Below are 16,269 nucleotides of genomic sequence, written 5' to 3'. Positions count from 1 at the left end.
CCATCATTATTTATCCAAGCATTATTATTTGCAATTATTGGTGGGGTAGCGCATATTATTTCAAACTTAATACATTTAGGTAATCCAGAACTATTGTCAGTTGTAGGTTTAATGATTCAGTTTTATATATTTGGCATCACGTTACAATTATACAGAGAATTTGCTGGTTCCTTATGGGCAAATATGTTGTTTCATTTAGTCTGTCTAGAAACCGTTAGATTTGTCTTTATGAGTTCAAGCCAATCTATCATTAAATTCCATGAAACACAACAAGGCGTTTTTGGCATAATAGGATTATTTCTTGGATTATATATAGGAAGTGCAATTATTTTGAGCATTTTACTTTGGCTTAGAAAAAGAAAGCCCAAAAATTAAATCAATCATAAGGAGGTACCAAATCAACGATGCGTCGTTCATTACTTACATATATTATTTTAGTGTTCGTTTTAACCTATAGTATTGAAGGTCTTGTTTATTTAATCGGCGGACTTCAAGCTTTCTCAATAATTGCGAGTTTAACGATGTTGTTTCCTGCTATTACGGCAATCATTGTATGGGCAATTTATTATCGTGACAAAAAGTTTTGGAAGTTCTTCGGACTTAGATTAGGAAAAATTAAATATTGGTTTATACATCCATTGATGATGCTATTGGCTTTGATAATTATTTACTTAGTTTCTTATATGTTGAATCCCAATCAATTTCTAAATAGCACAGAACAACAAGATAGAATGAAAGAAATTTTTATTTTCTTACCAGATGTACCGCTATTTATCAACTTATTGATTCCAATAATACTTAATCTATCAATAGGTATACTATTTAGCATGATTGCTTATCTAGGTGAAGAGTTAGGTTGGCGAGCTTTCATGTACCCTAAATTGACTAATATTGGAGTAACAAAAGGATTAATTTTAGGCGGCTTTATAGGGATTATGGCATCTCCCTCTTATCTTAATGGGGCATAATTATCCTAATCATCCAATTCTAGGAAATATAATGATGATATTAATGTGTATTCCGTTTGGCATTATTCTATTTTATTCATATATCAAATCTGGAAATATCTTTGTGCCAGCGATAATGCACGGAATTTTAAATCAATTTTCAAGTACTGTAACTACTTTCTCTATAAAAGAATCACAATTCAATCCATTACTTTATGGTTCAACAGGACTTGTTGGAATAGTGATTTTTAGTTTAATTGCTTTATTTTTAATTAAAACTATCAAGAAATCAAACCATATTTATAATTTTTAATTTTAGACTGACCCTCTATTCCGGAAGGTCTTAAATTAAAAAAATTGCTTCAAATCACTAAATTTCTACAAAAATAACGTATTTGTTCATAATTTTCGCTAGAATAAACAAGATTTTAACCATATGATGGCAACGTAAAGGAGCGGATCAATTTGAAAACCAAGAGTGTAGGGGAACGTATTAGAAACTTAAGGAAGTCTAAAAAGATGTCTCAAGAGAAGTTGGCAGAAAAACTAAATGTTTCTCGACATTCTATTTCAAATTGGGAAAGGGATGTCAGTTCTCCAGACATACATGCATTATTGGAGATGACAGAACTTTTTGGCGTTTCTTTAAATCATTTGGTTAAAGGAGACGAACTTATAGTGAATAAATATGTTTATGCAGCGTTAGCATTTTTCTTAGGTGGCTTGGGGGCACACAGATTTTATAGAAAACAATATGGTAAAGCACTATTATATATATTATTTTGTTGGACAGGTATTCCTGGTGTTATTGGAATGATAGAGGGAGTTATAGCATTTATAAAAACTGCAGATGCCCAAGGTAATATTTAAGACATAATATGGGGTAGGGAGTGAGACAGAATTTAACTTGAATTCAGTTTCATTCCCTTGTTTTATACATAGCAAAAGTACTTATAGCATTGGGAGAACTATAAGTGCTTTAACGGCCATATTGGCGTTTTGGGAAAATACAATTATTGGGTTTTAATAAAATGTATAGTAAGGATACATTTTATCGGCATGGGATCATTAGTGATTCATAAATGTACTCTATAATTTAAGGAAGTGTGAGTAATTCAATCTAAATTGAAAAGAAAAGAGCATGTAATTCAACACGTAAGAAATTACTAATGCAATGATTATTCCAAAACAAATACATCAATTATGTATCTACTTTTAATAAATACCCATTCAAATTAAAATAAAACTATTTTTACAAACAAAAAGAATAAAAATATTAACTTTATTGAAATCAAAAGTAATCTACTTAAAATTGCGCTACGTTAATAATAAATAAAAAGTCATTCCATTTACCAAATAATAATATTAAATGCGAAATTCGTATATATTCTTTTGCATAGTATGAATTTTGCTTTTTACATAAAAAATAATAAATTCCGTGGAATATAATTTGTTTTTTTAGTAAAATAGTCACTAAATGAGGATAAAAGATAACTTTAGGCGTCTAAAACAGTTAACTTATATTCTCATTTTTTTATTATCTACAAGGGGATGGGAAAATTTTATGGATTTACTAATTGGTACTTTATTCTTAATTTTAGTTCTTATTATTTTTACATTATTTACGTATAAAGCGCCTAACGGAATGCGTGCGATGGGAGCACTGGCAAACGCGGCTATTGCGACATTCTTAGTCGAAGCATTCAACAAGTATGTTGGTGGAGAAGTATTCGGAATCAAATTTCTAGAGGAGTTAGGGGATGCTGCGGGAGGTCTTGGCGGTGTTGCTGCAGCCGGCTTAACTGCGCTTGCGATTGGTGTATCTCCAGTCTACGCACTAGTTATTGGTGCTGCCTGTGGTGGTATGGATCTCTTACCAGGTTTCTTCGCAGGTTATCTTATCGGTTACGTTATGAAGTATACAGAGAAATATGTTCCAGATGGCGTTGATTTGATTGGTTCAGTAGTTCTACTTGCGCCACTTGCAAGATTGATTGCAGCAGGTTTAACGCCAGTCGTTAATAACACACTTTTAAAAATTGGTGACATTATTCAAAGTAGTACAGACACGAATCCAATATTTATGGGGATTGTTCTCGGCGGTATCATTACAGTTGTTGGTACTGCGCCATTAAGTTCAATGGCATTGACAGCTTTATTAGGACTAACAGGTATACCTATGGCAATCGGGGCAATGGCAGCATTTAGTTCAGCTTTTATGAACGGTACATTATTCCACCGTTTAAAATTAGGTGATCGCAAGTCAACGATTTCAGTAAGTATTGAACCTTTGTCTCAAGCAGATATAGTGTCAGCTAACCCAATTCCGATTTACATAACGAATTTCTTTGGTGGAGCAGCTGCAGGTTTAATAATCGCATTATCAGGCATGATCAATGATGCGACAGGTACAGCAACACCAATTGCTGGATTCCTTGTAATGTTTGGTTTTAATAATCCAATGACAGTCGTTATTTATGGCGTTGTCATGGCTATCGTTGGTGGACTTGCAGGTTGGATTGGTTCACTTGTATTTAAGAAATATCCTATTGTTACTAAACAAGATATGATTGATCGAGGCGCTAAAGACGCATAGCACTAAAATAAACCTTCTTTGTATCGACATTACAAAGAAGGTTTTTTGGTATATAAATTCCTAAAAGAAAGTATTTACTAAATAAGTTTAATAATGCTATTTTATGTGTAATAATAAAATCATAAAAATCATAGTAGTCACTTTCATTATAGCGCTAAAAATTGTAAATATATCAAAAAACATGTCATTGTAAACATTTTGTCAATTATACATAAATAATTTATAAAGTTATTTGAAAAGTGTTGTATTATATTTCGCAATCGCTTACAATACATGTGAAAGATATCACAAAGGAGTTGTACAAGATGCAAAATTTAAGAAACAGAAGTTTTTTAACACTATTAGACTTTTCACAAAAAGAGGTTGAGTTTTTACTAAATCTATCAGAGGATTTAAAACGCGCGAAATACGCCGGTATAGAACAGCAAAAACTTAAAGGTAAAAACATCGCATTAATTTTTGAAAAAGATTCTACTCGTACACGTTGTGCGTTTGAAACTGCAGCATATGATCAAGGCGCTCACGTGACATATCTTGGACCAACTGGAAGCCAAATGGGTAAAAAAGAATCTGCGAAAGATACTGCTCGTGTATTAGGTGGTATGTATGATGGAATCGAATACCGTGGCTTCTCACAACGTACTGTTGAAGAATTAGCGAAATATTCAGGTGTGCCTGTGTGGAACGGCTTAACAGATGAAGATCATCCAACTCAAGTACTTGCTGACTTCTTAACAGCAAAAGAAGTATTGAAAAAACCATACCACGAAATCAACTTCACATATGTTGGAGATGGACGTAACAATGTAGCAAATGCATTAATGCAAGGTGCAGCTATCATGGGAATGACTTTCCACTTAGTTTGCCCTAAAGAATTAAATCCAACAGATGAGTTATTAAACCGTTGTAAAGAAATCGCAGCTAAAAATGGTGGCGAAATCTTAGTGACTGATGACATCGATGAAGGTGTTAAAGGTTCAGACGTTATCTACACAGACGTTTGGGTATCAATGGGTGAACCTGACGAAGTTTGGGAAAAACGTATCAAATTATTAGAACCATATCGTGTAACTAAAGAAATGATGGAAAAAACTGGTAACCCACGTGCCATCTTTGAACACTGCTTACCATCATTCCACGATACTGAAACTAAAATTGGTAAAGAAATCCAAGAAAAATATGGCTTAACTGAAATGGAAGTTGCTGACGAAGTCTTTGAAAGTGAACAATCTGTTGTCTTCCAAGAAGCTGAAAACAGAGCACACACTATTAAAGCTGTAATGGTTGCAACTTTAGGAGAATAATTGAAGGGAGACCTACCTATGTCTAAAATCGTAGTGGCTTTAGGTGGTAACGCTTTAGGACAATCACCTGAAGAGCAATTAGAATTAGTTAAAGGAACAGCTAAATCATTAGTTAGCTTAATCCAAAAAGGTTATGAAGTTGTAATCAGCCATGGTAATGGACCACAAGTCGGCAGTATTAATTTAGGATTAAATTATGCAGCTGAAAATGGTCAAGGACCAGCGTTCCCATTCCCAGAATGTGGCGCAATGAGTCAAGCTTACATTGGTTATCAACTACAAGAAAGCTTATTAAATGAACTTCATGCTTTAAATATTGATAAACAAGTGGTTACATTAGTGACTCAAGTTGAAGTAGCTGGTGATGACCAAGCATTCAATAATCCTACGAAACCAATTGGCTTATTCTATACAAAAGAACAAGCGGAACAAACAATGGAAGAAAAAGGTTATAAATTTGTAGAAGACTCTGGACGAGGTTATCGTCGTGTTGTACCTTCTCCAATGCCAATCAACATTGTAGAACTAGATAGTATTGAAACATTAATTAAACACGGTACATTAGTTATTGCAGCTGGTGGTGGCGGTATCCCAGTTGTCAAAGAAGAAGGTAACTATAAAGGCGTCGATGCTGTTATCGATAAAGATAAAACAAGTGCTTTACTAGCAGCACACTTAAAATCAGATCAATTAATCATCTTAACAGCAGTAGATTATGTTTATATTAATTACGGTAAAGATAATCAAGAAGCTTTAGGTGAAGTAACAGTAGATGAAATGAATCAACATATTGCTGACGGTCAATTCGCAAAAGGTAGTATGTTACCTAAAGTAGAAGCAGCATTACAATTTATCGAGAAAAATCCAGAAGGTAGTGTATTAATCACATCTCTTGAAGATTTAGGAGATGCCCTAGATGGTAAGATTGGTACATTAATTAAAAAATAATAAACGTGATTGACTTTTGACATGGTTATACAATAACACTCAATACATTTTAATAAATAAGTTGAACCTGGGCTTAATGTATGTGATTTACATACGTAAGCTCAGGTTTTTTTAGTGGTCGTTTGGGTATCAAAAAACCCCTCACTAGTTGGCGTGGTGAGGGGACTGGTGTTTACTAAATGTATTATAAAACTTGTTAAAGCATTTTAATATCCGAAAGTGTAAAAATGTATTTTAAGTAATGGATGAACCATTTAAATTTCTGACAAGCTAATCTTTGATTCGCGTCTTATATTTTAAGTACGTTGCAATGCCCCAATAGATAACTAAACCGATGAGTAAAATCAACCAGACTATATTAAAATCTCCCTCAGTAAATTTAATATAGAAATTATAAACCGCTAATACGATAAAAAAGTAAACTGTAGTCCATTTACTAGCTATACTAAAATGTTGTTTTTCCATTTCATCTTGTCTTTTTAACATTATTATCACCTACTTATAATTTTTAAGGATTAAATAGGTCGTCCACAGTTGTATTGAATTGCTTTGCTAATTTAAATGCAAGTTGCAAGGTTGGATCGTATTTATTGTTCTCGATTGCATTAACTGTCTGACGGGAAACGTTCACATTTTTACTTAATGTGTCTTGAGACATACCCATTTGTTTCCGGTATTCTCTTATTTTGTTTTTCATTTTAATCAGTCCTATGGCGTGTATTTCTTTTTCACTATAAAGTAATTCATTACTAATAGTAAAGCTACTATTAATATATAAGCCAATTCTGGGAATTGATTAAACGGATAAACCGTATGATGTCCTTGGTATAAAGCGAATATTTTTAAAATCATACCGATGAAAAAGGTATAAACTAAACCTACAAAAGTTTTAGAAAATATTTCTAAAAACATTGTGCGTTGTCTCTCATCGTAACCAGTTCTATCAGTATTTTTAGTATCTAGCGTTTCGCTTGGGAGATACTTATTTGTAATAATTGTCCAAATGATACCAAAAATTAGTACGCTAATGAAAAGTAAGATATAAAACATATATTTCACCTCTAAATGTCAAAAGTATTTTACATTTATAGCATAGCATCATGAGAGATAATGTCAAATTCTTTTTACATTTATGAGAATTCTCTATGAATATAAAAAAACCTATGATTGTAAAATAGTCAATCATAGGCTTGAAATGAATTCTTTTAGTTATCCATTCTAAAATACGTCTATCTCTGCAATTAACTCAATATAAATGACACAAATTCTTCTACGCTAAGATTGCCAAAGTAGAACGTCAAATCAATGTCATTCAAACGTTCAATCAAGTCAGCTTTGACCATGCGCGTACCAATTAAATGTTCTTCAACATCGTGAATGTTACCTTGACCAAAGAAATCTCCATAAATACGACAAGCGGCAATACGGTTATGTTCAATTGATAGGGAAATATCAATTGTGCCACAACTAAAGCGCTCATTTCGATTGTATTCATATCGTGGTGAACGGCCATAGTTCCATTCCCAATTATCATACTTTTCAGCGACTAATTGATCAATGCCAGCCCAATCTTCGTCTGTTAATTCATAGCGTTTGGCATCTTTAATGTCATCTATTCCCATAATTTGCCTAATCATGAGATCTTTGAATTCATGAATGGTGATATCTTGATATTTAGGGTCTAAAGCGTCTCGGATTTGACCGACGCGGGCACGGACTGATTTGATGCCTTTAGATTCAATCTTCTTACGGTTTGGTTTCAATACGTTGACCATGGCGTCGTAATCGACATCTAATAGTAATGAATAACCACCATAAATACGGTTATTCAATAATGTCATCGCAGCACCTGAAATTTTCTTCTCATTTAAAGCGAGATCATTACGACCACTTTGAATGACGTCAGTTGCGCCTAAATTATGCAACGCTTGAATAGCAGGGCGGTAGAAGCGTTGAAAATCACCATAAATGGATGTATCTTGTTCTAAAATACAACATACGTTGACAGCACCATCATCGACGTAAACTGCGCCACCGCCTGTATCGCGACGTACGACTTTAATGTTGTTCTCATCGACGTAGTCTTGATTGATTTCAACCGCTGTATTCTGGAAACGACCGATTTCTACTTTAGGTTGGCAATAATATGGAAGTAATATATCTTCGTCCAGAAAGATATTGTTATTAATATATACTTGCATCGCCAAGTTTACGGCGCCATCATCGATATATTTACCATTACGAATAGGTTCTATTAAATACATGTTTTTGTCTCCTAAGTTGTTAATTGTCTTTGTGCGTTAATGATTAATGATGCTATATCTTCAGTGAGATGAATGGTTCTATCTTGGATTGATTTAGGGATACGATACGCTTTCTTGTTTAACGTCATAAACACGGCATTGGGATTGTGACGCGTCATACGTTGGAAAGGATGTTTCACAAATTGTGGTGTCGTATAACCAATACCAATTTCAAGATATAACACTTTGCCATTCTTATGAGTATCTAGAAAATGATTGTAGCGATCTAATTGTGCATGGAAATCTGCATCTTCAACCATGCCGACTTGTGCTTTACGTTTGTTAATCTCCATAGGGGCATCACATTTTGGGCAATGTGGAATCAACTCATATGGGATTTTCATGTCTTCTTGTTTGGCTACCATTTCGCGAATGGCATCATCATCACGATATGTTTGTGCATGACAGTGTTGGCTACATTGCCAAAGAATGTATTCTCCTTGTATATGAAATACTTTATTTAAATCATAATCTGCCACTAAAAAGGCATTATCTGCATTGGTCGTAATAATATGATAATCCTTGTGTTCAAGCATCTTTTTAAGTGCAACGTAAGAAGGGCCGACAGGTTGGTCTAAGTAGTTCAACTTCACGAAACGACTTTCAAATGCCCAATATTCCTGCCAACTATCAAACGGGTGCAAACTCGCTTGCAACATATCGAAGAAATTATATTTCTCGATAAAGTCGGGAAAGTTCTGCGTAAAACGTTCACCAATATAAGTGAAACCGTCTGAAGCAGACATACCAGCGCCTATGCCGACAACGATGGCATCAGCTTCATCAATGGCTTGTGCCAAGATATCCGTTTGAGTGGCGTCTTGTTGTTGCGCCTTATCAAGCGCTATCCAATTCTCGTTATGCGTTGGGTTATCTGTTGTTGTCATTGAAAGCCTCCTTATATAGTTCTAAATCTCTATCTGTAAATACGTTAAAGAGTACTTTCAACTCTGAGCCAGTTTCATGTAAATATTGACGTGTCGTTTCAATCGCTATACGACTTGCCTCGTCTTGTGGGAATCCAAAGACACCTGTTGAAATACAACAGAATGCTAAGTGTCTTAACCCCTTTTCATCGGCAAGCGCTAGACAGCTACGATAACAACGTGCAAGCAAATCTCTATTCATCTGAGATACAGGTTGTTTACGAATTTGCGGGCCAACCGTATGAATGACATATTTGGCTGGTAAATTATAAGCAGAGGTAACCTTTGCTTTACCAACACCTTCTTTACGTCCTTGTTGCTCAATTATATGAGCGCAATCTAGACGTAACTGTACACCAGCCTTGGTATGAATGATGTTATCTATGCAGTCGTGATTCGCTTGCATACATCCTAAGAATCGGCTATTCGCTGCGTTGACGATACCGTCAATATCAAGTGTTGTGATGTCACCTAGCCATAAATATAATGGCTCATCTGAAACAGGTGTTAAATCATCAATATGTGTAATGTCTTGTTGGTTGTTTAATGTAGATAAATAGGCATCTTGAATATCTAAGTACTCAGAACTGACAGGCTCAGGTGGACGAACATTGGCCAAACCACGATACAATTCCCACTGTTCTGTGTCAGTGTGAGGGAGGTCTAAAGGTTTGTCACCATATTGTTCCTTCCACATCGTTTCAATAAGATAAGCTAAACGTTCTTGTTGGTTCACTGACATTTAGTCCTCATCTGGATCTGGTAATGCGTCGTATGCTGCTTCATCTACATTTTCTAATTTAACTAACCAATTTTCTTCTGGCTTTTCAGAATTTAAAATAGCTGGCTCATCTTCAGCTTTCGTATTACGTTCGACAATTTTACCTGCAAGTGGAGATTGCACATCTAATACAGTTTTAGATGCTTCGATACTCACGATTTCATCATTGACGTTAACGTCATCTGGTCCCATAAATTCTACATAACCTACTGTACCTACGTCATCTTGTAATTCAGGTGTCATACGATAAATATATTGGTTTCCTACCTTTTCAACATATAAATAATTAGCTAATTTAGCCATTTCATATCATCCTTTCTTTATTTATAAATACGCTTGTGCGATGCGTTCAATTGTACGACATCGTTGGTCGATGCCGGGTAATAGCGGTACGACTAAGACTTCATCCGCCTTAAATTCTTGGATCATTGCGTCCAAGCGGGGTTTCACTTGCTCGATTGTGCCAGCTAAGATGCGTGCACGATGCTGAGCGATAACGCGTTTATCACGGTCACTTAAGTTATATTGTCGTGCTGTTTCGATGGATGGGAAGCGGTCGAACTCGGCAAATTGACGTTTGCCTAGTAGCCACACGTCAAGTGCGTGTAGTAAGTCTTGCGCTTCTTCTTCAGTGTCCGTTACAATCGCAAACGTTGTTAACATGACTGTGGGTGACATGTTTAACGCAGTTTGTTGAAAGTGTTCACGATACGTCTCTACTGACGCTTTAGCTGCATCAATCTTATCTTGGCTAGGTAATAAGAATGTTCCTAATGTGTAGCCCATGCCTTGTGTAGCAGCTAATTTAGCTGAGCGTTGGCTTGCACTTAAGAGCCACATTTCTGGATGACGTGATAGGTGAGGTTGACTAATCACTTGTCCTACACGTTGTTCCTCTGGTGCTTGCGTCAAATAATGACGAATATCCTCAATGCTTTGTGCATAATCAAGATAGTCACGCTTGTCCTCATCCATTGCACGTTTGACCACCGCTGTACCTGGATTATTGCCGATACCCAAGTCAACCCGACCAGGATGGAGTGCCTCTAACATTTTAAAATTTTCGGCCACTTTAAACGGGCTATAGTGAGGCAACATGACGCCACCAGACCCTAACTTAATGCGCTTCGTTTCCCCTAACAAATGCATCATTAATAATTCAGGACTACCACTCGCAAACGCTGGAACATCATGATGTTCTGTTAACCAGAAACGCTTGTAGCCTAAGTCATCAGCGAGTTTCGCAAGTCTTGTGGTATCTTGTAAAGCTTGCGTCGCATCCTTGCCTTCATCAATCATGGCATAATCTAATATATTGAAATCCACTTGGCGCTCATCTCCAAAGTTAATTGTTTAGTCCCTTAATTATAATACCCACCACCATTTTAACGTGTTTAGTGAAATTTTGTAGGAATTTAGTTTATACTTCACACAAATGTTCTAGTGGTTTTCTTCTTTTTCTGAAAAGGGGTGCTAAAACAGTTCACAAACAAGTCGATTGAGTATTGTCATAAAGCATGATACTTTGAAAATAATACAAAAATGAACGAAAGAGGATGTCATAAAATGTCGAAATTCGTACCACTGCTAGAACCTATTACACTATCTAATGGCATTACATTAGCTAATCGATTTGTTCTTTCGCCCATGACGACGAACTCGTCTACTAAAGAAGGGCATATAACAGAGGAAGACATACGTTATGCGAAACGTCGTGCCAATTCAGCAGGATTACAAGTAACTGGCGCAGCTTATATCGAGCCATATGGTCAGTTATTTGAATATGGGTTTAATATTTCTGATGATGCTTGTATTCCTGGTTTAAGAAAAGTGGCGCAAGCTATGAAACAAGAGGGGAATAAAGCGATTATTCAACTTGCACATGCTGGAAGATTCTCAAATACTGCAATTATGAATTATAGGGAAGTCTATGGCCCAAGTCCAATGACGTTACACTCTCCAATTAAACATGACGTTTTAGAAATGTCGGTGGAGAAAATTCATAACGTCATACAACAATATGCCGATGCAACATCTAGAGCAATTCAAGCTGGATTTGATGGCGTTGAAATCTCCGTTGCACAACGTTTACTCATTCAAACTTTCTTCTCTACGTTCTCAAATCAACGACATGATCAATATGGCGTTGATTCGTTAGAGAACCGAGCACGCTTTGGCTTAGAAGTCATGCAGGCAGTACAAAAAGTCATCGATGAAGAGGCGCCTAGTGATTTCATATTCGGTTACAGAGCGACACCTGAAGAGACAAGAGGTAGTGATTTAGGCTATACAGTTGATGAATTTAATCAACATTTAGATTGGGTCATGGAAGTCGCAAATATTCATTATGTGGCTATCGCAAGTTGGGGACGCAATATTTACCAGAATAAGACGCGTACACCAGGCGACAATTATGGACGCCGCGTCAATCAAGTCGTATATGAGTATTTAAATGGACGTGTGCCATTGATTGCGAGTGGTGGTATTAATACACCTGAAACGGCACTAGATGCTTTAAATAACGCTGATATGGTCGGCATGTCGTCACCATTTGTTACAGAACCTGACTTCGTTCATAAATTGGCAGAAGGACGTGAAGACGACATTGATTTACATGTACATCCAGATGAGTTAGATGAGCTGGCCATTCCACATGCTGCCTTTAAAGACATTGTTCAAATGATGGATTACGGTGAAGGTCTGCAGAAGAAAACACGCGATGAATTGCGTAAATTAGAGAAAAATTATGATGAGGAATAGAGAGTAAGGCAGAAATCGAGTGTGTTAAAAAGATTTCGTTGCCTTGCCCTTGCAATGAAGACTATAACGGTGAATATGTTGATTAAGGCTGGGATATTTTAAGATATTCTAGTCTATTGTTTTGTTTAATTTCCGGCTAAATATTTAATTTTTCACGCCGTTAATGTAAACTTATTTATATATAAAGTTTACATTTAGAATTTTTACGGGATTTTTTAAAGTAAGGGGTTTAATAACATGAGATTTAATTTAGCAGAACGTATCTTAAATCAAGACGTATTAAGTAAGGATGAGGCGTTAGCATTATTTGAAGATGAAACGATTGATACATTTGAATTATTAAATGAAGCATATATCATTCGGAAACACTTTTTCGGGAAAAAAGTGAAACTCAATATGATATTAAATGCGAAAAGTGGAATTTGTTCAGAAGACTGTGGTTATTGCGGTCAATCGGTGAAAATGAAAGAAAAACAACGCTATGCGTTAGTTGAACCTGACAAAATTAAAGCTGGTGCACAGGTAGCGACGGAGAATCATATTGGTACATATTGTATTGTCATGAGTGGACGTGGGCCTACAAATAGAGAGGTTGATCATATCTGTGAGACGGTTCATGATATTAAAGTGTTGCATCCACAACTTAAAATTTGCGCATGTTTAGGTTTAACAAATGAAGAACAAGCGGAGAAGTTAAAAGAAGCGGGTGTGGATCGCTATAATCATAATTTGAATACAAGCGAAAGGTATCATAATGAAGTCGTTACAACACATACATATGAAGATCGTGTGCGTACGGTTGAAATTATGAAAGCGAATCATATCTCGCCATGTTCTGGAGTTATTTGTGGCATGGGTGAGACGAACGAGGATATCATCGATATGGCATTTGCGTTGAGAGAAATTGATGCTGATAGTATTCCAATTAATTTCTTACATCCAATTAAAGGGACAAAATTCGGGGGACTCGATTTATTGTCACCAATGAAATGTTTAAGAATTATTGCGATGTTTCGATTGATTAACCCATCTAAAGAAATTCGTATTGCAGGTGGGCGTGAAGTCAATTTACGTTCTTTACAAGCCATCGCATTAAAAGCAGCCAATTCCATCTTTGTAGGTGATTATCTGATTACAGGTGGGCAACCGAATGAACTCGATTATCAAATGGTTGAAGATTTAGGGTTTGAGATTGATGGGTAATTTAGGAAGACTTTGATATTTGATACGATAAAAGAGAATAATATTTGGAAGAGAATGAAAATATTTTATTGGTTTGATATAAAATGGGGGAAACTTACAATTACTAAAATTTATAAAATGCAGAAACAATTTTACCCTTATCTGTATTTCTATATTGAAATATTTTAAAGCCGCAATCTTCACAATAAAATTTTTCTAGTTTGAAATGATCGTACCAGTCAACGCAAACATGTTTCAATGCAGTTTTTTTATAAATATCATAAGCTATTGAGAATGCATATTCTAAAATTGTTTTCCCTGAAACTAAACCTTTATATTGGTCGTCTCTAGCGAGTTTCGTAATTAATAAAGATGGAAATTCATTGTTTTTCATAGCATCAGAAGAAATTTTCTTTTTAATATTTTTACTTACATTAATTTCAAATTTTATGATGACTATTTTTAAACAAAAATATCCGATGAGTTCTGAAGTATCGGAATCAATTAATAAATACGTGCGGATTGAATTTTGTTTATTTAAAGAAAGAGCTTTGTCTTGCAAGTAAGATGCAATAGAAGGGTTTGAAGAAGTTTTAAATTTACTTATATTTCGTCGGATAAGTTTGAGAAGAAATTCATCTTCCATCTCATAGTTAGTAAGTTCAAAGATATTACAAAGTTGATGGTTTATCTTTTTCATTTTCTACTAGTTTTTTAAATGGATTTGGTTGTGGTGTATCTTCTTCAAGTCGGTTATGAAAAGGCTTAAACTTTGCAGTTGCAAATATGATAGCTTCTTCTTCAGTTAAAGTATATGAATTTCTTTCTTCTGGAATCATAGTATCATCTCCATTTGTTATAATATAATATTTTTATAAATTATAATGCGTATTAAAATATTTGGCAACAGAAAAGATATGTAAGTAAAAGTCTTTATTTGTTCAATAGTATTGACTAAGGAAGAGATAAATATAAAGGAATAAAGAACAAAAAAGGAGGGAAACAGAATTCACTGTTTCTCTCCTTAATATAATTACATCAAACCTATCAATTTCATCCATAAGGAACCTAAACCGAGCCAGATTACAAAGTACACAACGCCTAAGGCTAGGTTCATCAGCCACCAACGTTTCTGAGTGACGTAACCGGCTGCGTAAAGAATAGGTGCAGGACCACTACTATAGTGTGTTGTAGAGGCCATTAAGTTACCAAAGAAACCAAGCATTAATGCACTAAATAACGGTGGTGCACCTGCAACAACGGCTACACCGAGTAATGCTGCATACATAGCACTGACGTGAGCAGTTGAGCTAGCAAATAAATAATGTGAATAGAAATAGAAGATTATTAGTATCACAAGGACGACTGGCCAACTTAGACCGCCTAAACTGTTTGCGATAGTATGGCTTAACCATGGAATAAAGCCTAATTGATTCAGTTGATCTGCCATCATAACTAGCACTGAGAACCAAACTAATGTATTCCAAGCGCCGGTTTCATTTAAAATATCTTTCCAATCTAACACGCCTGTAATAAGTAATAAAGATAATGCGATAAAAGCAGTTAATGTTGCGTCTACACCAATAAAGCTACCGACTACCCAAAGTAGTAATGCGATAATAAATACACCAATCATGAATTTTTCAGCTTTAGCAATTGAACCCATATCAGCTAATTCATTTTCAGCCCAATCTTTCGCATCAGGTGTCTCTTTAACTGTTGGCGGATACATTTTATAAATAATAAATGGTATGACGATAAGTGACACAATACCAGGGACGATGGCTGCTAAGAACCAGTTCATCCAAGTAACGTGAACATGTGCAGTCTTCTCAGCTAAGTTCTGAGCAAGCAGGTTACCGGCCATTGCAGTTAAGAACATCGCGGCAGTAATAAGGTTGCCGTGGAATTCAGTAAAGATTAAAAATGACCCCACCTTACGCTCGGTGCCTTGTTTCGGATCAGAATCAAATGATTTAGAGAGCGATTGAATGATTGGAAACATAATTCCACCTGCGCGAGCAGTATTACTAGGTGTTGCTGGTGCTAAAATCAAATCTACACCGACAAGTGAGTATGCTAGACCGAGTGTCTTCTTCCCAAATAATCTTACGAACTGAAGTGCGATACGACGACCGAGTCCAGTTTTAACGAAGCCTCTAGAGATAAAGAATGCCATTGCAATCAACCAAATACTAGGATTACCGAAACCTTGTACGGCAGTCTTTGTATCGATAACGCCAACTAACACGGTTAGCGTGAACCCTATGATCGATACGGCACCAATCGGCATAGGTTGTGTGATACAGCCGATAATGGTACCTACGAATATAGCAAACATTAGCCATGCATCCAGACTTAATGATTCAGGTCTGAAAGGTGCAAGCACAGCTATAAGTATGCCTATGACTAGAGGTAATATAAATTTTTTATATTTAACAGAGTTATTCATCTAGAAACCTTCTTTCCAAATTTCGAACATTTTCATACATAGAACAGTCCTATTTTTAAGCAATGTACAG

20 protein-coding genes are annotated in these 16,269 nt (G+C 35.6%); 8 read left to right on the top strand and 12 right to left on the bottom strand.

Annotation, left to right across the window (positions count from 1 at the left end):
* Nucleotides 1–404: 404 nt before the first annotated feature.
* From AC1RRU_RS02900 to AC1RRU_RS02890, 3 genes are all read left to right on the top strand, one after another.
* The gene (locus AC1RRU_RS02900; protein ID WP_011274583.1) at nucleotides 405–968 is read left to right on the top strand and encodes a hypothetical protein; all 564 of its coding nucleotides are present in this window, start codon (nucleotides 405–407) and stop codon (nucleotides 966–968) included.
* The gene (locus AC1RRU_RS02895; RefSeq protein ID WP_136745082.1) at nucleotides 958–1,260 is read left to right on the top strand and encodes a CPBP family glutamic-type intramembrane protease; all 303 of its coding nucleotides are present in this window, start codon (nucleotides 958–960) and stop codon (nucleotides 1,258–1,260) included. Before AC1RRU_RS02900 ends, AC1RRU_RS02895 begins: the two co-directional genes overlap by 11 nt.
* A 152-nt stretch (nucleotides 1,261–1,412) precedes the next feature.
* Nucleotides 1,413–1,817 carry an NINE protein gene (locus AC1RRU_RS02890; protein ID WP_083320445.1) on the top strand — a complete coding sequence of 135 codons (405 nt, stop codon included), beginning with the start codon at nucleotides 1,413–1,415 and terminating at the stop codon, nucleotides 1,815–1,817.
* Between the two features lie 648 nt (nucleotides 1,818–2,465).
* Here AC1RRU_RS02890 and AC1RRU_RS02885 read toward each other — a convergent pair.
* A complete protein-coding gene (locus AC1RRU_RS02885; protein ID WP_370444498.1) occupies nucleotides 2,466–2,603 on the bottom strand; it encodes a hypothetical protein in 138 nt (45 codons plus the stop codon).
* Here AC1RRU_RS02885 and AC1RRU_RS02880 point away from each other — a divergent pair.
* From AC1RRU_RS02880 to arcC, 3 genes are all read left to right on the top strand, one after another.
* Complete coding sequence (locus tag AC1RRU_RS02880) at nucleotides 2,542–3,543, top strand: PTS sugar transporter subunit IIC (protein WP_370739595.1); 1,002 nt, start codon at nucleotides 2,542–2,544, stop codon at nucleotides 3,541–3,543. The two genes, AC1RRU_RS02885 and AC1RRU_RS02880, sit on opposite strands and share 62 nt — an antisense overlap.
* 305 nt (nucleotides 3,544–3,848) lie before the next feature.
* A complete protein-coding gene (argF, locus tag AC1RRU_RS02875; protein ID WP_011274587.1) occupies nucleotides 3,849–4,847 on the top strand; it encodes an ornithine carbamoyltransferase in 999 nt (332 codons plus the stop codon).
* Between the two features lie 18 nt (nucleotides 4,848–4,865).
* A complete protein-coding gene (gene arcC, locus AC1RRU_RS02870; protein ID WP_016930574.1) occupies nucleotides 4,866–5,795 on the top strand; it encodes a carbamate kinase in 930 nt (309 codons plus the stop codon).
* Nucleotides 5,796–6,065: 270 nt separating this feature from the next.
* Here the strand turns inward: arcC and AC1RRU_RS02865 are convergent, their stop codons facing one another.
* The 8 genes from AC1RRU_RS02865 to AC1RRU_RS02830 form a co-directional block, all read right to left on the bottom strand.
* Nucleotides 6,066–6,281: a hypothetical protein gene (locus tag AC1RRU_RS02865; protein WP_011274589.1), complete on the bottom strand. Its 216-nt coding sequence runs from the start codon at nucleotides 6,279–6,281 to the stop codon at nucleotides 6,066–6,068.
* 22 nt (nucleotides 6,282–6,303) lie between these two features.
* Nucleotides 6,304–6,492 (bottom strand): helix-turn-helix transcriptional regulator, encoded by a 189-nt coding sequence (locus tag AC1RRU_RS02860; RefSeq protein ID WP_016930575.1) that lies wholly within the window; start codon nucleotides 6,490–6,492, stop codon nucleotides 6,304–6,306.
* A gap of 11 nt (nucleotides 6,493–6,503) precedes the next feature.
* Entirely contained in the window at nucleotides 6,504–6,845 is a 342-nt protein-coding gene (locus AC1RRU_RS02855; RefSeq protein WP_011274591.1) for a hypothetical protein, read from the bottom strand.
* A gap of 191 nt (nucleotides 6,846–7,036) precedes the next feature.
* Nucleotides 7,037–8,059 (bottom strand): lipoate--protein ligase, encoded by a 1,023-nt coding sequence (gene lplA, locus AC1RRU_RS02850; protein WP_037537516.1) that lies wholly within the window; start codon nucleotides 8,057–8,059, stop codon nucleotides 7,037–7,039.
* An 11-nt stretch (nucleotides 8,060–8,070) separates the two neighbouring features.
* Complete coding sequence (locus tag AC1RRU_RS02845) at nucleotides 8,071–8,985, bottom strand: SIR2 family NAD-dependent protein deacylase (protein WP_011274593.1); 915 nt, start codon at nucleotides 8,983–8,985, stop codon at nucleotides 8,071–8,073.
* Nucleotides 8,969–9,766, bottom strand: coding sequence for a protein-ADP-ribose hydrolase (locus AC1RRU_RS02840; RefSeq protein WP_011274594.1), 798 nt, complete (start codon nucleotides 9,764–9,766; stop codon nucleotides 8,969–8,971). The genes AC1RRU_RS02845 and AC1RRU_RS02840 overlap by 17 nt, the downstream gene beginning before the upstream one ends.
* Entirely contained in the window at nucleotides 9,767–10,108 is a 342-nt protein-coding gene (locus AC1RRU_RS02835; RefSeq protein WP_011274595.1) for a glycine cleavage system H family protein, read from the bottom strand.
* Between the two features lie 21 nt (nucleotides 10,109–10,129).
* Nucleotides 10,130–11,131 (bottom strand): LLM class flavin-dependent oxidoreductase, encoded by a 1,002-nt coding sequence (locus AC1RRU_RS02830; RefSeq protein WP_011274596.1) that lies wholly within the window; start codon nucleotides 11,129–11,131, stop codon nucleotides 10,130–10,132.
* Between the two features lie 240 nt (nucleotides 11,132–11,371).
* Between AC1RRU_RS02830 and AC1RRU_RS02825 the strand changes: the two genes are divergently transcribed.
* Both AC1RRU_RS02825 and bioB read left to right on the top strand, forming a co-directional pair.
* Nucleotides 11,372–12,565, top strand: coding sequence for an NADH-dependent flavin oxidoreductase (locus tag AC1RRU_RS02825; RefSeq protein WP_011274597.1), 1,194 nt, complete (start codon nucleotides 11,372–11,374; stop codon nucleotides 12,563–12,565).
* A 237-nt stretch (nucleotides 12,566–12,802) separates the two neighbouring features.
* Entirely contained in the window at nucleotides 12,803–13,768 is a 966-nt protein-coding gene (gene bioB / locus AC1RRU_RS02820; protein ID WP_046464853.1) for a biotin synthase BioB, read from the top strand.
* A 103-nt stretch (nucleotides 13,769–13,871) separates the two neighbouring features.
* On the opposite strand, the gene AC1RRU_RS02815 is transcribed toward bioB, so the two are convergent.
* The 3 genes from AC1RRU_RS02815 to AC1RRU_RS02805 all read right to left on the bottom strand — a co-directional run bounded on the left by AC1RRU_RS02815 (nucleotide 13,872) and on the right by AC1RRU_RS02805 (nucleotide 16,199).
* Nucleotides 13,872–14,447: a hypothetical protein gene (locus AC1RRU_RS02815; protein ID WP_016930581.1), complete on the bottom strand. Its 576-nt coding sequence runs from the start codon at nucleotides 14,445–14,447 to the stop codon at nucleotides 13,872–13,874.
* Complete coding sequence (locus AC1RRU_RS02810) at nucleotides 14,419–14,586, bottom strand: hypothetical protein (RefSeq protein WP_011274600.1); 168 nt, start codon at nucleotides 14,584–14,586, stop codon at nucleotides 14,419–14,421. Before AC1RRU_RS02810 ends, AC1RRU_RS02815 begins: the two co-directional genes overlap by 29 nt.
* Before the next feature lie 194 nt (nucleotides 14,587–14,780).
* Nucleotides 14,781–16,199 carry an anion permease gene (locus tag AC1RRU_RS02805; protein WP_011274601.1) on the bottom strand — a complete coding sequence of 473 codons (1,419 nt, stop codon included), beginning with the start codon at nucleotides 16,197–16,199 and terminating at the stop codon, nucleotides 14,781–14,783.
* Nucleotides 16,200–16,269: the final 70 nt, after the last annotated feature.

The sequence above is a fragment of the Staphylococcus sp. GW821-FHT11H10 genome (genome assembly GCF_058807855.1).
This window is presented reverse-complemented; position numbering and strand designations above follow the sequence as displayed.